Here is a 16374-nt window from a genome sequence, read left to right as displayed (position 1 = left end):
AATGGCAACTCCTTTTGATTATTTAAAGAAAATACCTACTGGGACGGAATTGCGTATCTTGCTTAGTAGCGAGCGCGTATCTTATGGTGATATACAGGATGTATTAAAGATGAAGGGGATATTTGTCGCCAATTCAGATAAGTCTATAACGGTACCACTATTGTCGGCAACTATACTTACGCCGTCCGAGTTTAACTATCTCATTGAACAGTCAGTGGATCGGGAGCAACGGCCGAAAACTAAAATCTCTAGCATTGAACTTACCGGTTCTGGCGGTCAATGGAGTTCTACGATACGAGGCATTACTAGTGAAAGTATAATCGGCACATGCAAGTTAGGTGGGAATATATCATTTGTCGATCCGCCAAAAATAATTTTCATAAAAAAGAATGAGGTCAAAATTCCGTACAAAGTGAGAAGGAAAGATTTTAGCAAGGATTGGATTGAGAGAGAAATAATTTTTTCTGGAGAAATAAACCTTCAAGAGTGTGGGGAGAACCTTAAGCTGGAGGTGTCTTCTTCACACACATGTAGAGAAACCGATGAAATAAATAAATCAATCCTACGAACTGTCATTAATGAATTGAAGAGAGAAGGAATTACAAGTCAGGAAAAGCCGAAGTCAATCACGTTTGGAGATTGTAATTGCTCAGGGGGCTGGTCAGTCGGCGAAGATTGGCTGTCCAGCGATGGCGCGTGAGATGGCCTGATGGGCCGAGAGGCCGTTGAGGCGCCCGGTGCCGATGACGGAGCGGATCAGGGCGTGGACATCGGCGCCCCAGAGCGACCGGAACCCGTTCGTCACCTTGCGGAAGATGACGCTCGGGCGCAGCGCCTGCTCAGAGGCGTTGTTGGTCGGCGGCACGGCACGGTCTGTGATGAAGGTGAAGAACTGGGAGCGCCAGCGTTTGGTCTGGCGCAGCACCTCGGCGCCGGCCTCGGTGATGGTCGGCAGGCCCAGCAGGTGATCGAGCCGCCGCTCGGCCTTGGCGCGATACTGGGCCAGCGTGCTGTCCTTCAAGTCCGGCCGTCGTCGCCCCACCGCGATCACCCAGCACAACAGCCGACGTAGGGCCGGGGCGAAGCTGATCTCACCGGCATCGATGGCGTATTGCACGTCGCGCAAGACATGGGCGAGACAGACCTGGTGGGTGTCGGCATGGCCCTGCTGGGCGCCCCAGCGATCCGACACCCAACAGCGCGGCCGATGCTCGCTCAGCACCTCGGTGATGACCTCGCGCCCACGCGAAGGGTGGATGCGATGCAGGACGGCCTTGTCGCTGACCAGCACCCATTCCCAGCCCATGCGCGTGCCCTGATCCACCGTAGTGAGCCGCGCCCCGGTTTCATCGCAGCCAATGACGGGGGCTTGGCGCAGCCGCTCTACGATGGCCGCCTCGGCTTGGCCGAGTGGGCGGCTCGCCCGGCGCAGCGCATTGGCGATGGCGCCCTCGCTGATCCGCAGCCCAAACAGCTCGGCCATGAGGCGGGCCAGCCGATCATAGCCGACGGCGTGCTGGTGATGCAGATAGGCCAGCATCGCTATGATCGACGGGCCAAACGGCGAGCCGGTCGGCATGGTTTCGGGCGGCATGCCGCGCACCCGGCGCCGACAGGCCGGACAGCGCTGACCGAAGAGGCGCACTCGCGTGATCACCGGCCGGATCGGCGGCAGGTCGATGTGATCGTAGGCGTGGCGCAGCCGTTGAGTTTCGGCGCCCACCGCGGTGCCGCAGTGGGCGCAGGCGTGCGCATGGCAGTCCACGACCTGATCGGGATCGGCGGCCAACGCGCGCGTCACTCCGGGGCCGTTGCGCTTACGCCGCGGCTTCTTAGGACGCGGCGGACGGTTCGCCTTCTGGCCGCGTGAGGGGGGCAGGCTGGAGTTGCTCGGCGTCTTGGCGGGCTGGTTCAGCTTCGCCTCGAGCGCCGCGACGCGCTCCAGCAGCGCCAGGATCAGCGCGTCCTTCTCTTCCGAACTCAGGCGGGACAGATCGGGGCGAGTCATGGATAGGTTGATGGTGTGGACGACCGCTGCTCCCGGCATCGAGGTGCCATAGACTGGTGGTTGCTGAATCCCACCTACGAGAGGGCCGTCCACATGAGCATTGTCACCGTCGGTCTTGATCTTGCCAAGCACGTCTTCCAGGTCCACGGCGTTGACGAGGCCGGGAAAGCTGTGGTTCGCCGTCAGCTCCGACGTGACGCCGTGGATGGGTTCTTCAAGGGGTTGCCGCCCTGCTTGGTCGGGATGGAGGCATGCGCCACAGCTCATCACTGGGCTCGGCGGATCATGGCATTCGGTCATCAGGTCCGGCTGATCCCGCCGGCACGCGTCAAAGCGTACGTGCAGCGCGGTAAGAAGAACGATGCCACCGACGCAGCGGCCATCGCCGAGGCGGTGGCGCGCCCGCACATGGCTTTTGTTCCGGTGAAGAGCGAAGATCAACAGGCCGTTCTGATGCTGCATCGCGTTCGCGACCAGTTGGTGCGTCAGCGGACCATGCTGATCAACGCCTTTCGCGCCCATCTGGCGGAGTTCGGCATCGTTGCCGCCCAAGGCCGCAAGAAGGCCGCCGAGCTGATCGCAGGGCTGGATGAACTGGGCATTCCGGAGATGGCCCGCATTGCCTTGCAGGAATTGACGGGACAGATCGCGAGCTGCGATGCCCGGATCGAGACCGTTGAGCGGGAGATCATCGCCTGGCATCGGACGAACGAGGCGAGCCGCAATCTTGCGACCATTCCCGGGATTGGCCCGATCACTGCCTCGGTGCTGGCCGCGACGATTACGGAGCCGGCGGCCTTCCGGACCGGACGCCACTTGGCCGCTTGGCTAGGCCTGGTTCCGCGTCAGAACTCCAGTGGCGGCAAGGACAAGTTGGGCCCGATCACCAAGACCGGGGACCGCTCAATCCGCAGGCTGCTTGTGATCGGCGCCACCTGCGTCATTCGCCACGCACGCACTCGGGCGCCGGGAGACGCCGATTGGCTGAAGGGCCTGCTTGATCGCAAGCCGGCCCGGCTCGTCACCGTGGCCTTGGCCAACAAGATGGCCCGCATCGCCTGGGCTGTGCTGACCAGAGGCGAGGTCTATCGGAAAGATTTTCCCGTTCCAGCCGCCGCTTGAAGCAGAGGGCGCGCCAGAGACCGGGAAAAGCACGTGCGAGGGTGACGAGTGAGGTGATGGCGATACGGTTCGAGCCGAGGATGGGGAAGACCCGCATGAGTCAATGCGCCCAAGGCGCGTTCGGTTGATTGGGACCCTATCCGCGGATTTCATCATGGCCCGCGGTCATAAGCGCCGCACTCTGGAGGCCGGACACATGACCGCACCCGCCCGCATTGCCAACCGCACCGATTTCCCTTGCACCGCAGCGGTCGTCCACACATGACTCATATCCAGCCTCCCGAGGCAACGGCCCGTTAGGAGCACCTCCGACCCAGCTCAAGCTCGGCCACTCTCATTACCGGCCAGCCCCCTGAGCAATTACTGGAGATTTTGATGATGTCGAGCGACTTCGGTTCTTTAAAAGAATGACGAGTAAATACGAAGATATTCTTGGCATTGGCGACGTAAACGATATGGAAATTACAAGAGAGCGCATTAACGTTCCACTTCCTAAAGATCCCGCCATTTCGTGGATGGCTAATGCTGTGCGAAAGATGAGAATAGACGGAAGCAGACTTAATGAAGTATTTCTGTTTGCAGATGAATCTTTCTACAAATTCTATCATGTACCAAGGATCGATATAACTTATCCATTTAAAATTGACGCAAACTCAGGGTGCGTGAGAATTAGTTACCTTTTTGTTTCAGCAAAAGCGGATGAGGATGTTGAGAACCATGAACTTGTCTGGGAAATCGCAAGCGTGCAGATGGGTAAACGGGCCAACATAGATGCAAAGAAATCTATAAAGTTGATTGTCGATAAAGCAGTGCAAAAGTTAATCGACAGCGAGTTTAAAAAAATAGTTGCTGAAAGAAATGCAAACGCGGAAAACTCTCCATGAAATTTTTTGGTGATATATTGGCCGAGCGAGAGGGGTAATAGAGAGGTAGTCCTCAACAGTTTTATTTAAACAAACATCTGTTCAGGTTGGTGAGTAGACAACATGTTTTCCGGAACCGGGTATGATTTAGGTCGCCATTTTTGCTTTCTTCGTGCCTTGGACAAGAAGAGGCTGAGGCATGCGACCGCATAAACGGAGCAGACAGGATTACCTCTCCCTATTGGCTATGCGCGCGTTGACGCATGTGCTGGTACTAATTTCGGCGCTCGTGTTCAGCCTCGCGGTCGCACCCGCCCACGCCGCCAACTCCGACCGCCTGCAGCGCCTCCTCGACCGCTTCATTGCCGAAGAGGAACTCGACGGCGGCGTCCTGCTGGTGTCCGGCCCCGACCTCCGGCGGGTCGTCGTTTCCGGCGTTGCCGACCGCAAAGGGGACAGGCCGGTGACGGAGGAGACGCGCTTCTATGTCGCTTCCGTCGGCAAGATGGCGACCGCCGCCGCCGTGATGCAGCAGGTGGAGGAGGGGCTGCTCTCGCTCGACCGGCCGGTGCGGGAACTGGCGCCGGACCTGCCGCTGGGCAAGGTCGCCAATGCCAACCGGGCGCGGCTGGTCCATCTGCTCGACCACAGCTCGGGCATTCCCGATTACATCACCGATGCCTATGAGGAGGACGAGGCGGCCAAGCCGGAACGGCTGCCGCGCAGCGGCGCCCTGCTCGCCTATGCGGCGGGGGAGGAGGCCACCGGGCCGGTCGGCGGGCATTACGAGTATTCCAACAGCAACTATGTCCTGCTCGGCCATATCGCGGCTCTGCGCGACGGCGTTCCCTTCGCGCAGGTGCTGCGGAGCCGGGTGCTGGAGCGGGCCGGGATGGGCTCGACCACCGTGGGCGCCGATCCGCGCGACCGCAGCCTTGCCCATGGCTATAACGACGACGGCGACGTCAGCCGCCGGTCCTGGGCGGCGACCACCGGCGACGGGCCGCTGGTCACCACCGCCGGCGATCTGGAACGCTTCGTCTTCGCCTTGTTCCGCGACAACCGGCTGCTGAAACCCGAGACGGTCCGGCGGATGATGACCCCGTCGGAGAACGAGGAGGGGCAGGGGCTGGGCGTCGCGCTGTGGAAGGACCGCTGGGGGCGCGGCGTCGGCCATGACGGCCGCTATGACGGGTTCGAGGCCGATGTCCGCTATTACCCCGGCCGCCGCACCGCGCTGATCTTCCTGACGAACGGAAACCAGCAGAGCGACGAGGCCCTGCTGGATGCCGTGGCGGAGGAAGTGTTCAGACGGTAAGCGGTCAGTGGTGCGTCACCGCTCCCGCCGGCGTGGCGGGGATGTCCGCCGACCGCTCCGCCTTCGCGCCGGCCAGCCGGCGCAGCAGGACGTAGAAGACCGGGGTCAGCACCAGGCCGAACAGGGTGACGCCGATCATGCCGGCGAACACCGCCACACCCATGGCGTGCCGCATCTCCGATCCGGCGCCGGTGGAGGTCACCAGCGGCACCACGCCCATGATGAAGGCGATGGAGGTCATCAGGATCGGGCGCAGGCGCAGGCGGCTGGCCTCGATGGCGGCCTGGACGGTACTGCGGCCCTGTTCCTCCAGTTCGCGGGCGAACTCGACGATCAGGATGGCGTTCTTGGCGGACAGGCCGACCAGGACCATGAAGCCGATCTGGGTGAAGATGTTGTTGTCGCCGCCGGTGATCCACACGCCGGCCAGGGCCGACATCAGGCTCATCGGAACGATCATCAGGATCGCCAGCGGCAGGGTTAGGCTCTCGTACTGCGCCGCCAGCACCAGGAAGACCAGGAGGATGCTGATCGGGAACACCCACAGCGCGGAGTTGCCGGCCAGGATCTGCTGATAGGTCAGGTCGGTCCACTCGAACCGGACGCCGCGCGGCAGGGTCTCGGCCGCGATGCGCTCGGCCGCCGCTTGCGCCTGACCGGAGGAGAAGCCCGGCGCCGGCCCGCCGTTGATGTCGGCGGCGGTGTAGCCGTTGTAGCGCACCACCATCTCCGGCCCGTAGCTGGGCGACACCCGGACCAGCGAGGACAGCGGCACCATGTCGCCGCGGTCGTTGCGGGTCTTCAGCAGGCCGATGTCGCCGGACTCCGCCCGGAACGGGGCGTCCGCCTGCACCCGCACCTGGTAGACGCGGCCGAAGCTGTTGAAATCGTTGACGTAGAGCGAGCCCAGATAGATCTGCATGGTGTCGAACACCTCGCCGACCGCCACGCCCTGCTGCTTGGCCTTCACCCGGTCGAGATCGACGTCGAGCTGCGGCACGTTGATCTGGTAGCTGGAGAAGGTCGGCCCCAGCTCCGGCGTCTGCATCGCCTTGGTGACGAAGGCGTTGACCGCCGCGTTCAGCGCCTCGTAGCCCAGCGCGCCGCGGTCCTCCAACTGCATCTTGAAGCCGCCCAGCGTGCCCAGGCCCATGACCGGCGGCGGCGGGAAGATGGCGACGAAGGCCTCCTTCAGGCCGGCATAGCGCTTCTGCAGGTCGGCGGCGATGGCGTTGGCCGACAGGCTGGCGTCGCCGCGCTCGGCGAAGGGCTTCAGCGTGACGAAGACGATGCCGGCGCTGGAGCTGTTGGTGAAGCCGTTGACCGACAGGCCGGGGAAGGCGACGGCGCTCTGCACGCCGGGGCGCTTCAGCGCGATGTCCGTCATCTCGCGGATCACCGCCTCGGTGCGGTCGAGCGAGGCGCCGTTGGGAAGCTGGGCGAAGCTGATCAGGTATTCCTTGTCCTGCGCCGGGACGAAGCCCATCGGCACCGCGCGGCCGAGCAGGACGGTGGCGCCCAGCAGCAGCACATAGACCAGCATCATCATGCCCTTGTGCCGCACCACCCCGCCGACGCCGCGGCCGTAGCCGGTTGAAGCGCGGTGGAACACCCGGTTGAACAGGCGGAAGAAGCCGCCGAACACCCGGTTCATTGCGCGGGTCAGCCAGTCCTGCGGCTGGTCATGGCCGCGCAGCAGCACCGCCGACAGGGCCGGCGACAGGGTCAGCGAGTTGAAGGCGGAGATGACGGTGGAGATCGCGATGGTCATCGCGAACTGCTTGTAGAACTCGCCGGACAGGCCGGTCATGGCGGCCAGCGGCACGAAGACGGCGACCAGCGTCAGCGCGATGGCGATGATCGGCCCGCTGACCTCCTGCATCGCCTTGTAGGTGGCTTCCTTGGCCGACAGGCCGGACTCGATGTTGCGCTCGACGTTCTCGACCACGACGATGGCGTCGTCCACCACGATGCCGATGGCCAGCACCATGCCGAACAGCGACAGCGCGTTGATCGAATAGCCCAGCAGAAGCATGAGGGAGAAGGTGCCGACGATCGACACCGGCACGGCCAGCAGCGGGATGATCGACGCCCGCCAGGTCTGCAGGAAGACGATCACCACCAGAACCACCAGGGCGACGGCCTCCAGCAGGGTGTGGATCACCGCCTCGATGCTCGACCGCACGAACTGGGTGGGGTCGTAGACGATGCTGAAATCGACGCCGTCGGGCATGTCGGCCTTCAGCTCCGCCATCGTCGCCCGGACATTGTCGGCGATGCTCAGCGCGTTGGCGCCCGGCGCCTGGTTGATGCCCAGCGCCACCGCCGACTTGTTGTCCAGCAGCGACCGCAGGCCGTATTGCGAGGCCGCCAGTTCCACCCGCGCCACGTCGCGCAGGTAGGTGACGCCGCCGTCCTTGCCGATCTTCAGGACGATGTTGGCGAACTCGTCCACCGTCTTCAGGCGGCCCTGCGCGTTGATCGACAGCTGCAGCGGCGTGGTCGGCAGGCTGGGCGAGGCGCCGATGACGCCGGCCGCGACCTGGACATTCTGCTCGCGGATCGCCGCCACCACGTCGGTTGCGGTCAGACCACGTTCGGCCACCTTGTTGGGATCGAGCCAGACGCGCATGGAATAGTCGCCGGCACCCCAGACCTGCACCTCGCCGACGCCCTGGATGCGGCTGATCCGGTCCTTGACGTTCAGGATGGCGTAGTTGCGCAGGTAGGTCATGTCATAGCGGTCGTTGGGCGACAGCAGATGCACGACCATGGTCAGCGTCGGCGAGCTCTTTACCGTCGTCACGCCCAGCCGCTGCACATCCTCCGGCAGGCGGGGCAGGGCTTGGGAGACGCGGTTCTGCACCAGCTGCTGCGCCTTGTCCGGGTCGGTGCCGAGCCGGAAGGTGACGGTCAGCGCCATGTTGCCGTCGCTGTTGGCCTGCGACTGCATGTACAGCATGTTCTCGACGCCGTTGATCTGCTCCTCCAGCGGCGCGGCGACGGTCTCAGCGATGACCTTGGGGTTGGCGCCCGGATATTGCGCCCGGACGACGACGGAGGGCGGGACCACCTCCGGGTATTCGGAAATCGGCAGCTGGAACAGCGAGATCGCACCCGCCAGGAACAGCGCCACGGACAGGACCCCCGCGAAGATCGGGCGGTCGATGAAGAATTTCGAGATGTTCATGACGGCTCTCCCGGCGGGCGTGGATTAATGCGCCGTGGATGCGGTGCGGATGGGTTCCGGCGTGCCGTTCATCGCGACCGCGCGCGGGCTGACGCGGCTGCCGGGGCGGGCATGCTGCAGGCCGTTGACGACGATGCGCTCGCCGGGCTCCAGCCCGCTCTTCACCACCCGCAGGCCGGCCTGTTGGGCACCGGTGATGATGGCGCGGTAGTTGACGGTGCCGTCCTCCGCCACCACCAGGACGAACTTCTTGTCCTGGTCGGTGCCGATGGCGCGGTCCTCCACCATCAGCGCGTCATGCGGCTGGCTGCCCCCGACCTTGATGCGGGCGTAAAGGCCGGGCACCAGCAGCCCGTCGGCATTGTCGAAGCGGGCGCGCACGCGGATGGTGCCGGACGCGGCGTCCATGCGGTTGTCGACATGCTCGACCGCGCCGTCGCGGGAATAGCCGGCCTCGTTGGCGAGACCCAGCTGCACCGGCACGCCGGATGCGTCCTTCACCCCCGCGATGTGGGTCAGGTAGGTCTGCTCATCCACGTCGAAGGAGGCGTAGATCGGCGAGACCGAGACCAGCGTGGTCAGCGGCGCCGCCGCGGCCCCGGCCGCCACCACGTTGCCGACCGTCACCTCGGCGCGCGACACGCGGCCGGAAACGGGGGCGCGGACCTGGCTGTGCTCCAGGTCGATGCGGGCGATTTCCAGCGCCGCCTGGGCCGCCTTCAGGTTGGCGGCGGCGGACCGGGCCTCGTTCTCCTTGCTCTCCAGCGACTGGCGGGAAATGGTGTCGTCCCGGACCAGCCGCTGGGCGCGCTCCAGGTCTGCCGCGGTGAAGCGGACGCGGGCCTGGGCGGCGGCGACCTGCGCCTCCTGCCGGGCGACCTCCGCCGCGAAGGGGCGGGGATCGATGGTGAACAGCACGTCGCCCTGGCGAACCAGCGCGCCGTTGCGGAAATGCACCGCGGTGATGGCACCGGCCACCTGGGGCCGCACCTCGACCCGGTCCACCGCTTCGAGGCGACCGGAATAGGACTGCCAGTCGGTGATCTTGCGGACCACGACGGGGGCGACATCCACCTCCGGCGGGGGCGGGGCGGCTGCCGCCGTCTGCGGGGCGTCGGCATGGCCCTGGCTGACGACGATGCCGACGGCGCCCGCCGCGGCGACCCCGGCGATCAGGAGAAGGGCGAGCTTGGAGCGTGACTTGGTCATGAGATCTGTCTCCGGATGGGGAGGAAAATGTCAGGCGCGCGCGGCGGGCAGCCGGCGGCGCAGGAAGTCGGTGACGGCCTGCAGGGCCGGCCGGTGGCCGGGCAGGGCGTCGTGGGAGATGGCGGGAAAGCGGGTGACCTCGGTCGGCACGCCGGCGGCGATCAGGCCGGCGGCATACTGCTCGGCCTCCGTGCGCAGCATGTCGTTCTGGGCGGTGACGATCAGGGCCGGCGGCAGCCCGCCAAGCCGGCGCGATTCCAGCGGCGCGGCATAGGGGTGCAGCCGCTGCGCGGCCTCGGGCAGATAGGCGCGGTAGCAGCGGGCGCAGTCGGCGATGGTGCTGTCGAGCAACCGGGCCGTCGCGCCGACCTTCCCGCCGTCCTTCCCGTCGGCATCGCCGATGCCGCCGCGGCTGGCCCGCGTCAGGCTGGGGTCCAGCATCGGGCCGAGCAGCGCCTGCGCGGCAAGGCTCACCCCGCCCAGGTCGCGGGCCAGGAAGGTCAAGGAGGCGGCGACATGGCCGCCGGCATCATAGCCGACGACGCCAAGCCCGCCGCGGGCGACGCCCAGGGACGGCGCCGCGTCGGCGGTCCACAGCGCCGCGCGGTAGGCATCCTGCGCGGCGGTCGGGAAGGGGTGGGCGGGGGCCAGGGAATAGCCGACCGACACGACCAGCGCCGGGGTTTCGGCGGCGATGGCCGCCGCCGTCTCATCCGCCTCCTCCAGGGAGCCGGAGGTGAAGCCGCCGCCATGCAGGTAGAGCAGTGCCGGGACCGCGAGCCCGATCAGCGGCCGGTAGAGACGCAGCCGGATATCCTGGGCATGGCCGGCGATGGTCCGGTCATCGACCGCGAAGGGGCAGGGCGCCATGCCCTGTGCCCCGCCGCGCTCCGTGCCCGTCCCGTGTGTCCTCGTCGACCGTCCCATCGCCATCCGGTGCCGTGGCACCCCTCCCGCATTGCACTGCGGTGGAGTGTGGCCTCCATGGGCGTACGAATAAATACCGGGTCAGCGGCAACACAATTCGGCTGGGATGAACAATCGCCGGCCACTTGTCGGGCGTGGCTGGCGCAGGGCGATCCTCACCGCTCGTTGAAGCTGTCGGAAAGGGCGAAGTAGATCGGCTTCAGCAGATATTCCAGCAGCGACCGCTCGCCGGTGGTCATCTCCACCTGGGTGGTCATGCCGGGCAGAACCGGGTGCTGGACATCGTCGCGGCCGACATGGTTGCGGCTGAGCGCGATGACCGCCTTGTAGTAGGGGCGGTGCTGCTCGTCCAGGAAGGTGGACGCCGAGATGCGCAGCAGCTTGCCGGTGATGGCGCCATAGCGGGCGAAGTCATAGGTCAGCACCTTGACCGTCGCCTCCTGCCCGACATGAAGGTGGCCGACGTCGCGCGGGGTGACATGGGCCTCCACCGTCATCTCATGGTCGACCGGGACGATCTGCATCAGGACGCCGCCCTCCGGCACCACGGCGCCGATGGTGTTGACGCGCAGGTCCTGCACCAGCCCGCGCACCGGCGACAGCACGGTCAGCCGCTGGGAACGGTCGTCCAGCTTGGCGCGGGCCTCGCGCAGCTGGGCGATCTCGGCGGTGACGGTGCCCATCTCGTTCACCGCGTCCTGCGCCAGCTTGGCCGTCTGGTCGAGGATGCGGTTGCCCGCTTCGGTGATCGCCTGGTGCGTGGCGATGATCTGCCCCTCGATCCGCCGCTGCTCTCCCATCAGGCGGGACTGCTCGCGCTGGGTCTCCAGCGACTGCAGCTTCGACGACAGGCCCATCGATTCCAGCTTGTTGCGGATGTCGACCGATCCCGTGATAAAGGTGATCTGGTCCTTGATGCTGGCGAGCTGGCCTTCATACAGCGCCAGCTCCGCCTCGCGCTGGGAGACCTGGGCGCGCAGCACGGCGATGGCGGTGTCGCGGGCCTGGCGCTGGGTGTCGTAGATCAGGCGCTGGTCGGCGATCTGTGCGTCCGTCTGCGGCGTGTCGGTACCGGCGACGCGCACGAAATCAGGCTCCCGCCCGGCGGCGAAGGCGCGCAGCCGCTCCGCCCGCAGTTCCAGCGTCAGCAGGCGGGCGTTCATCTGCTCCCGCTCCGCCTGGACCTGCTTGGGATCGAAGACGATCAGGGGCTGGCCGGCCTCCACCAGATCGGTTTCCTTGACCAGGATGGTGGACACGATGCCGCCTTCCAGGTGCTGGACCACCTGGGCGTTGCCGGACGGCACCACCTGCCCCGCGGTGACGACGGCCTCCTTCACCGGCATCAGCGTGGCCCAGGCCAGCAGCGCCGCCATCAGCAGGACCAGCACGAGGATGGTGGCGCGGACCAGCGACAGCGTCGCATCGTCGGCGCTGAGCGATTTGCCGGTGGGGCGGGCGAGGTCTGAAGCGGCCATCTTGCGGTTCACACAGGATCGGAGAGGAATGGGAAAGGCGGATCAGCGCTGGGGATTGGCGGCGACGCCGGGCGGGCGTTGCAGCCCGATCCCGCCCAGCAGCGCTCCGGCGATGCCGTTGGCGACGCTGTTGCCGCCGCCGGCCGGACCACCCGCCGGACCGGCGCCGGGACCCGTCCCCGGACCGATGGGGCGGGGGCCGGGGAGGCCGCCGGCCGGGCTGGCGGGGGCGATCATGCCGGCATCCATGGTCAGCACCGTGTCGGCCAGCGTCAGGTGGCTCGGCCGGTGGGTGACCAGGAAGATGGTGCTGTGCCCGCGCAACGCCGAAAGCGCCGCATGCAGGGCCTTGTCGCCGTCGAAGTCCAGCCGGCTGGCCGGCTCGTCGAGCAGCAGGATGCGCGGCCGGCGGATATAGGCGCGGGCCAGGCAGATTTTCTGCGTCAGGCTGGGTGACAGGCGCAGCGACTGGTTGTCGCCGATGCGGGTGTCCAGGCCGCGCGGCAGCGCTTCCACCTCGTCCAGGGCGCCCGCAAGCGACAGCGCCCAGCGCAGTTCGGAATCTCCGGCGGTTTGGTCGGCGAAGCGGAGGTTCTGCGCGATGGTGCCGTAGAACAGGGTGCTGGCCTGCGGGACATAGCCGACCGACTTGCGCAGGTCGATCGGGTCCATCTGGCGGATGTCGACGCCGTCGATACGAACGTTGCCGGCCTGCGGCGCGTAGAGCCCCAGCATCACCTTCAGCAGCGACGACTTGCCGGCGCCGTCCGGTCCGACGATGGCGACGATCTGTCCCGGCTTGACGGTGAAGGACACGCCGACCAGTGCCGGATCGGCATCGTTCCGGTAGCGCAACGAGACGCGGGAGAAGGACACCTCGCCCTTCAGCTTGCGGGGCTGCAGGGTGGCGCAACGCGGCTCGCGCTCCGGCCGGATGCTCATCAGACCGTTGATCTGGCGGGCGTTCGCACGCAGCTGCTCGATGCGCGGCAGCATGGAGACGGCGGTCTGCAGCGGCACCATCACCCGCCACAGAAGCATCATCGATGCCATCAGCGCGCCCGGCGTCATCGCGCCGGTGAAGACCTGGAGCGCGCCGACGCCGACGGTGGCCAATCCTGCGACCGGAACGACGAGACCGGCCAGCGCCGCATGGGTGGCCGACAGGTTGGCGGCGGTGTGGCCCGACCGTGCCGTGCGGGCGGACAGGCGGTCGTAGCGGTCGCGCCAATGGGCCAGCCCGCCGATGGCGCGCAGCGCCGGCATCTTGGCGACCATCTCCACGAAGAACTCCTGCCGCTCGGTGTCGGCGCGGGCGGTGGTTCCGGTGCGGGCGCGCACCAGCGGGTGGACGGCGGCGCCGATGGCGGCGGTGATCAGCACGGCGCCCAGCGGCACCAGTGCCAGCGGCCCGCCCAGAACCGCCATCACGCCCAGGTAGAACAGGGCGAAGGGCACGTCGAACAGCGCCGCCACCTGCCCCTGGCTGATGAAGTCGCGGATCGATTCCAGATCCTTCACCCGGGCGATCTGCGTGCCGATGGCGGCGCGCTCGCTCATGCCCACCGGCAGCATCAGGATGCGGTCGATGGTGGCGTTGCTGATGGTCCGGGCGATGCGCGATCCGGCATGGGCCAGCGCCCGGCCGCGGATCTGGCGCAGGGCGAAATCGCCACCGATCACCAGCGCCGCACCCACGGCGATGGTGGCGAGCGTGTCGAAGGAGCCGGTGGCGATCACCTTGTCGTAGATCGCCATGGTGAACAGAGGCGCGGCGACCGACAGCAGGTTGATGACGGCGCTAAGCCCCAGCACAGCCCACAGCAGCGGCACATAGCCGTGGATGACCGTGCCGACCCAGTTCTGCGTCCCGGCGCCGGCCGTGGTCTCCAGCGCGGTGAAGGCATAGGCGGTGCCCTTGCCGTAATTCAGCGTCACCGTCTCGCGCGACTGGCCGCTGAAGGCGACGACTCCGTCGGCATCGGCGGACAGCAGCGTGTAGACGCCGCCGTCGCGGCTGCGGAACAGGCAGGGCATCAGCGACGAATCGGGCCGCGCGAGGTCGATGCGAAGGCTGCGCCCCTCGAAATGCAGGCGCTGGAGGACGTCGCACAGCTCCTCGACCGTCTGAACCTCGGAGAAATGGGGCAGCGCCTCCGCCAGGGTCTGCGGGGCGCCACGCCAGCCGAGCGCATCCAGCAGCGGCACCATGCAGGCACCCACAGCCGACGCTTCCGACAGGCGGCGGCGCAGGATGTCGGCGTCGTCATGGGCGGCGCGGATGGGTTCGGCATCCGGCGCGGCGGACCCGCCAGCCGGCAGCGTGCCGGAATTGGAGGCCCCCGGATTGGAGGAGACGAGGGCGGGCTGGGCGCCTGTGGCTTCACCGCCCGACGGGCCGCGGCTGACCGCATGGCCGTCGACGATCTGCACCACCCGGTCGGCCAGCGTCAGCAGCGACGGGCGGCTGGTGACCAGCAGGATGGTGACGCTGCCCCGCAGTTCCTCCAGCGCGCGGCGGAACAGCTTGTCGGACTCGGTGTCGAGGGAGGAGTTCGGCTCGTCCAGCAGCAGCACCGCCGGCTCGCGGACCAGCGCGCGGGCGAGGCAGATCATCTGGCGGGCGCCGCGCGGCAGCGCCTCCTGCGAGGCGTCGCCGACGATGGTCTCATAGCCCTGCGGCAGGCTGGCGATGCGGCGGTCGAGCCCGAGTCGCCGGCAGACTTCCATCGCCAGATCGGCCCGGCCGGGGTCGAACAGGGTCAGGTTCTGCAGGATGGTGCCTTTGAACAGCTCCGGATGCTCGCCGACATAAACGACGCCGCCGATGCCGATCATGGCGTCGGTTTCCGTCGTGCTGCGCACGCCCACCCGCACTTCGCCGGAGTTCGGCCGCAGCACGCCCAGGATCAGGCGCAGCAGGGTCGTCTTGCCCGTCGAATTGGTCGCCACGACACCCAGGAACTCGCCCGGTCCGACGGTCAGCGACAGGTCGGTCAGGATCTCCGGCCCGCGGTCGTAGGCGAAACGAACCTTGTCCATCTCGATCGTGCCGGGGACGAGCGGCTCCGCCACCGCGCCTGCGGTCCCGGTCCTATCCCCGGCCCGCAACGTGCCGCCGTCGGACCCGACCTCCAGCAGGACATGGCCGATGCGGCGCAGCGACAGCGACACCGACTGATAGCGCACCCAGCGGTCGAACAGGGATTGCACCGGCTGGACACAGCGCCCGGCCAGCATCGAGCAGGCGGTGAGCACGCCGGTCGTCATCATACCGTCGATGACCGACACGCTGCCCAGGATGACCACCAGCATCATCGTCGCCTGCGACAGGGTGGTGGCGACGACGGAGGCGGAACCGCTCAGCCGGGCGACGTTGAAGTCCTCCTCGCTGCAGCCCTGCTGAAGGCGCTCGTGGCGGCGCAGCAGGCCGGCCTCCGCCCCCAGTCCCTTGACAGTGTGGACGCCGCTCAGCACCTCGCTGATGAAGTTCAGGCGGCGTTCCTCCAGCACATGGCGGTTCTCCAGCGCCCGGCGCATCCGCCGGCCCAGGACGGCGCCGACGACCAGGAACAGCGCCAGCACGCCCAGCGGGATCACGACCAGCCAGCCGGCCAGCAATGCGATCAGGCCCAGGTAGAGCGCGGCGAAGGGGATGTCGATGGCCGATTGCAGCGCTTGGCCGGAGTAGAACTCGCGCACCATCTTGATAGCGCGGTAGACCTCGAAATGGGTGCCGATTCCCTGCTGGGAGAAGGCGTTCAGCGGCATGTGCATCAGCCGGTCGATCAGCGACGCGCTGGACCGGTGTTCGATCCGGGCACCCATCCAGGTGGTCAGCGCCGAGCGCGCCACCCGCAGGATCGCCTCCATCACCGCCGCCGCCCCGCATCCGAGACCGAGCAGCAGCATGGTGCCGTAGGACTCGTTGGGCAGGATGCGGTCGTAGACGTGCAGCAGCGTCACCGGCAGCGCCAGCCCGAAGATGTTCAGCGCGAAGGAGGCCAGCACCAGCATCGCCCGGTCCCGGCGCGGCCCCAGCATGCCGGACAGCAGGCGGCGCGCGGCCTTCTCCGCCGCCCGGTCGCGGGCGGCAGAGGACTTCGCCGATGCGGTCTTCGCCGATGCGGAAGCGGCGGACTGTTCGATGCGGGTGGTAGACGGGGATGCGGACTGCAAAACGACCAACCTGTGCACAGGGTTAACCGAGCAGACAATCAACAGCATAATTGCTAGTGATAGGTAAATCGACGAATAGC

10 protein-coding genes are annotated in these 16374 nt (G+C 66.6%); 4 read left to right on the top strand and 6 right to left on the bottom strand.

Translation table 11 applies throughout. From position 1 onward, the window contains the following. Position 1 precedes the first annotated feature (1 nt). Positions 2-700: a hypothetical protein gene (locus tag ACWPKK_RS24165; protein ID WP_452009358.1), complete on the top strand. Its 699-nt coding sequence runs from the start codon at positions 2-4 to the stop codon at positions 698-700. On the opposite strand, the gene tnpC is transcribed toward ACWPKK_RS24165, so the two are convergent. Continuing rightward, positions 662-2008 carry an IS66 family transposase gene (gene tnpC, locus ACWPKK_RS24160; protein ID WP_452009355.1) on the bottom strand — a complete coding sequence of 449 codons (1347 nt, stop codon included), beginning with the start codon at positions 2006-2008 and terminating at the stop codon, positions 662-664. The genes ACWPKK_RS24165 and tnpC overlap by 39 nt on opposite strands. Before the next feature lie 93 nt (positions 2009-2101). Between tnpC and ACWPKK_RS24155 the strand changes: the two genes are divergently transcribed. The 3 genes from ACWPKK_RS24155 (at position 2102) to ACWPKK_RS24145 (ending at position 5311) form a co-directional block, all read left to right on the top strand. Beyond that, positions 2102-3130 carry an IS110 family RNA-guided transposase gene (locus ACWPKK_RS24155; protein ID WP_452000963.1) on the top strand — a complete coding sequence of 343 codons (1029 nt, stop codon included), beginning with the start codon at positions 2102-2104 and terminating at the stop codon, positions 3128-3130. Between the two features lie 407 nt (positions 3131-3537). Next, positions 3538-4014, top strand: coding sequence for a hypothetical protein (locus ACWPKK_RS24150; RefSeq protein WP_452009352.1), 477 nt, complete (start codon positions 3538-3540; stop codon positions 4012-4014). 226 nt (positions 4015-4240) lie between these two features. Then, positions 4241-5311 carry a serine hydrolase domain-containing protein gene (locus tag ACWPKK_RS24145; protein ID WP_452009653.1) on the top strand — a complete coding sequence of 357 codons (1071 nt, stop codon included), beginning with the start codon at positions 4241-4243 and terminating at the stop codon, positions 5309-5311. Between the two features lie 4 nt (positions 5312-5315). Here ACWPKK_RS24145 and ACWPKK_RS24140 read toward each other — a convergent pair whose 3' ends face one another. The 5 genes from ACWPKK_RS24140 to ACWPKK_RS24120 form a co-directional block, all read right to left on the bottom strand. After that, complete coding sequence (locus ACWPKK_RS24140) at positions 5316-8501, bottom strand: efflux RND transporter permease subunit (RefSeq protein WP_452009349.1); 3186 nt, start codon at positions 8499-8501, stop codon at positions 5316-5318. A 24-nt stretch (positions 8502-8525) separates the two neighbouring features. Then, positions 8526-9710, bottom strand: coding sequence for an efflux RND transporter periplasmic adaptor subunit (locus ACWPKK_RS24135; RefSeq protein WP_452009346.1), 1185 nt, complete (start codon positions 9708-9710; stop codon positions 8526-8528). 30 nt (positions 9711-9740) lie between these two features. Continuing rightward, on the bottom strand, positions 9741-10580 hold the full coding sequence (locus tag ACWPKK_RS24130; RefSeq protein ID WP_452009343.1) for an alpha/beta hydrolase: 840 nt from the start codon (positions 10578-10580) through the stop codon (positions 9741-9743). A 212-nt stretch (positions 10581-10792) separates the two neighbouring features. Then, entirely contained in the window at positions 10793-12115 is a 1323-nt protein-coding gene (locus tag ACWPKK_RS24125; RefSeq protein WP_452009340.1) for an HlyD family type I secretion periplasmic adaptor subunit, read from the bottom strand. A gap of 42 nt (positions 12116-12157) precedes the next feature. Continuing rightward, positions 12158-16294 (bottom strand): peptidase domain-containing ABC transporter, encoded by a 4137-nt coding sequence (locus ACWPKK_RS24120; protein ID WP_452009337.1) that lies wholly within the window; start codon positions 16292-16294, stop codon positions 12158-12160. Positions 16295-16374: the final 80 nt, after the last annotated feature.

It is taken from the genome of Azospirillum largimobile, from assembly GCF_977007025.2.
The sequence above is the reverse complement of the archived record's forward strand: the minus strand, read 5'-3'. Positions and strand labels throughout refer to the sequence as shown.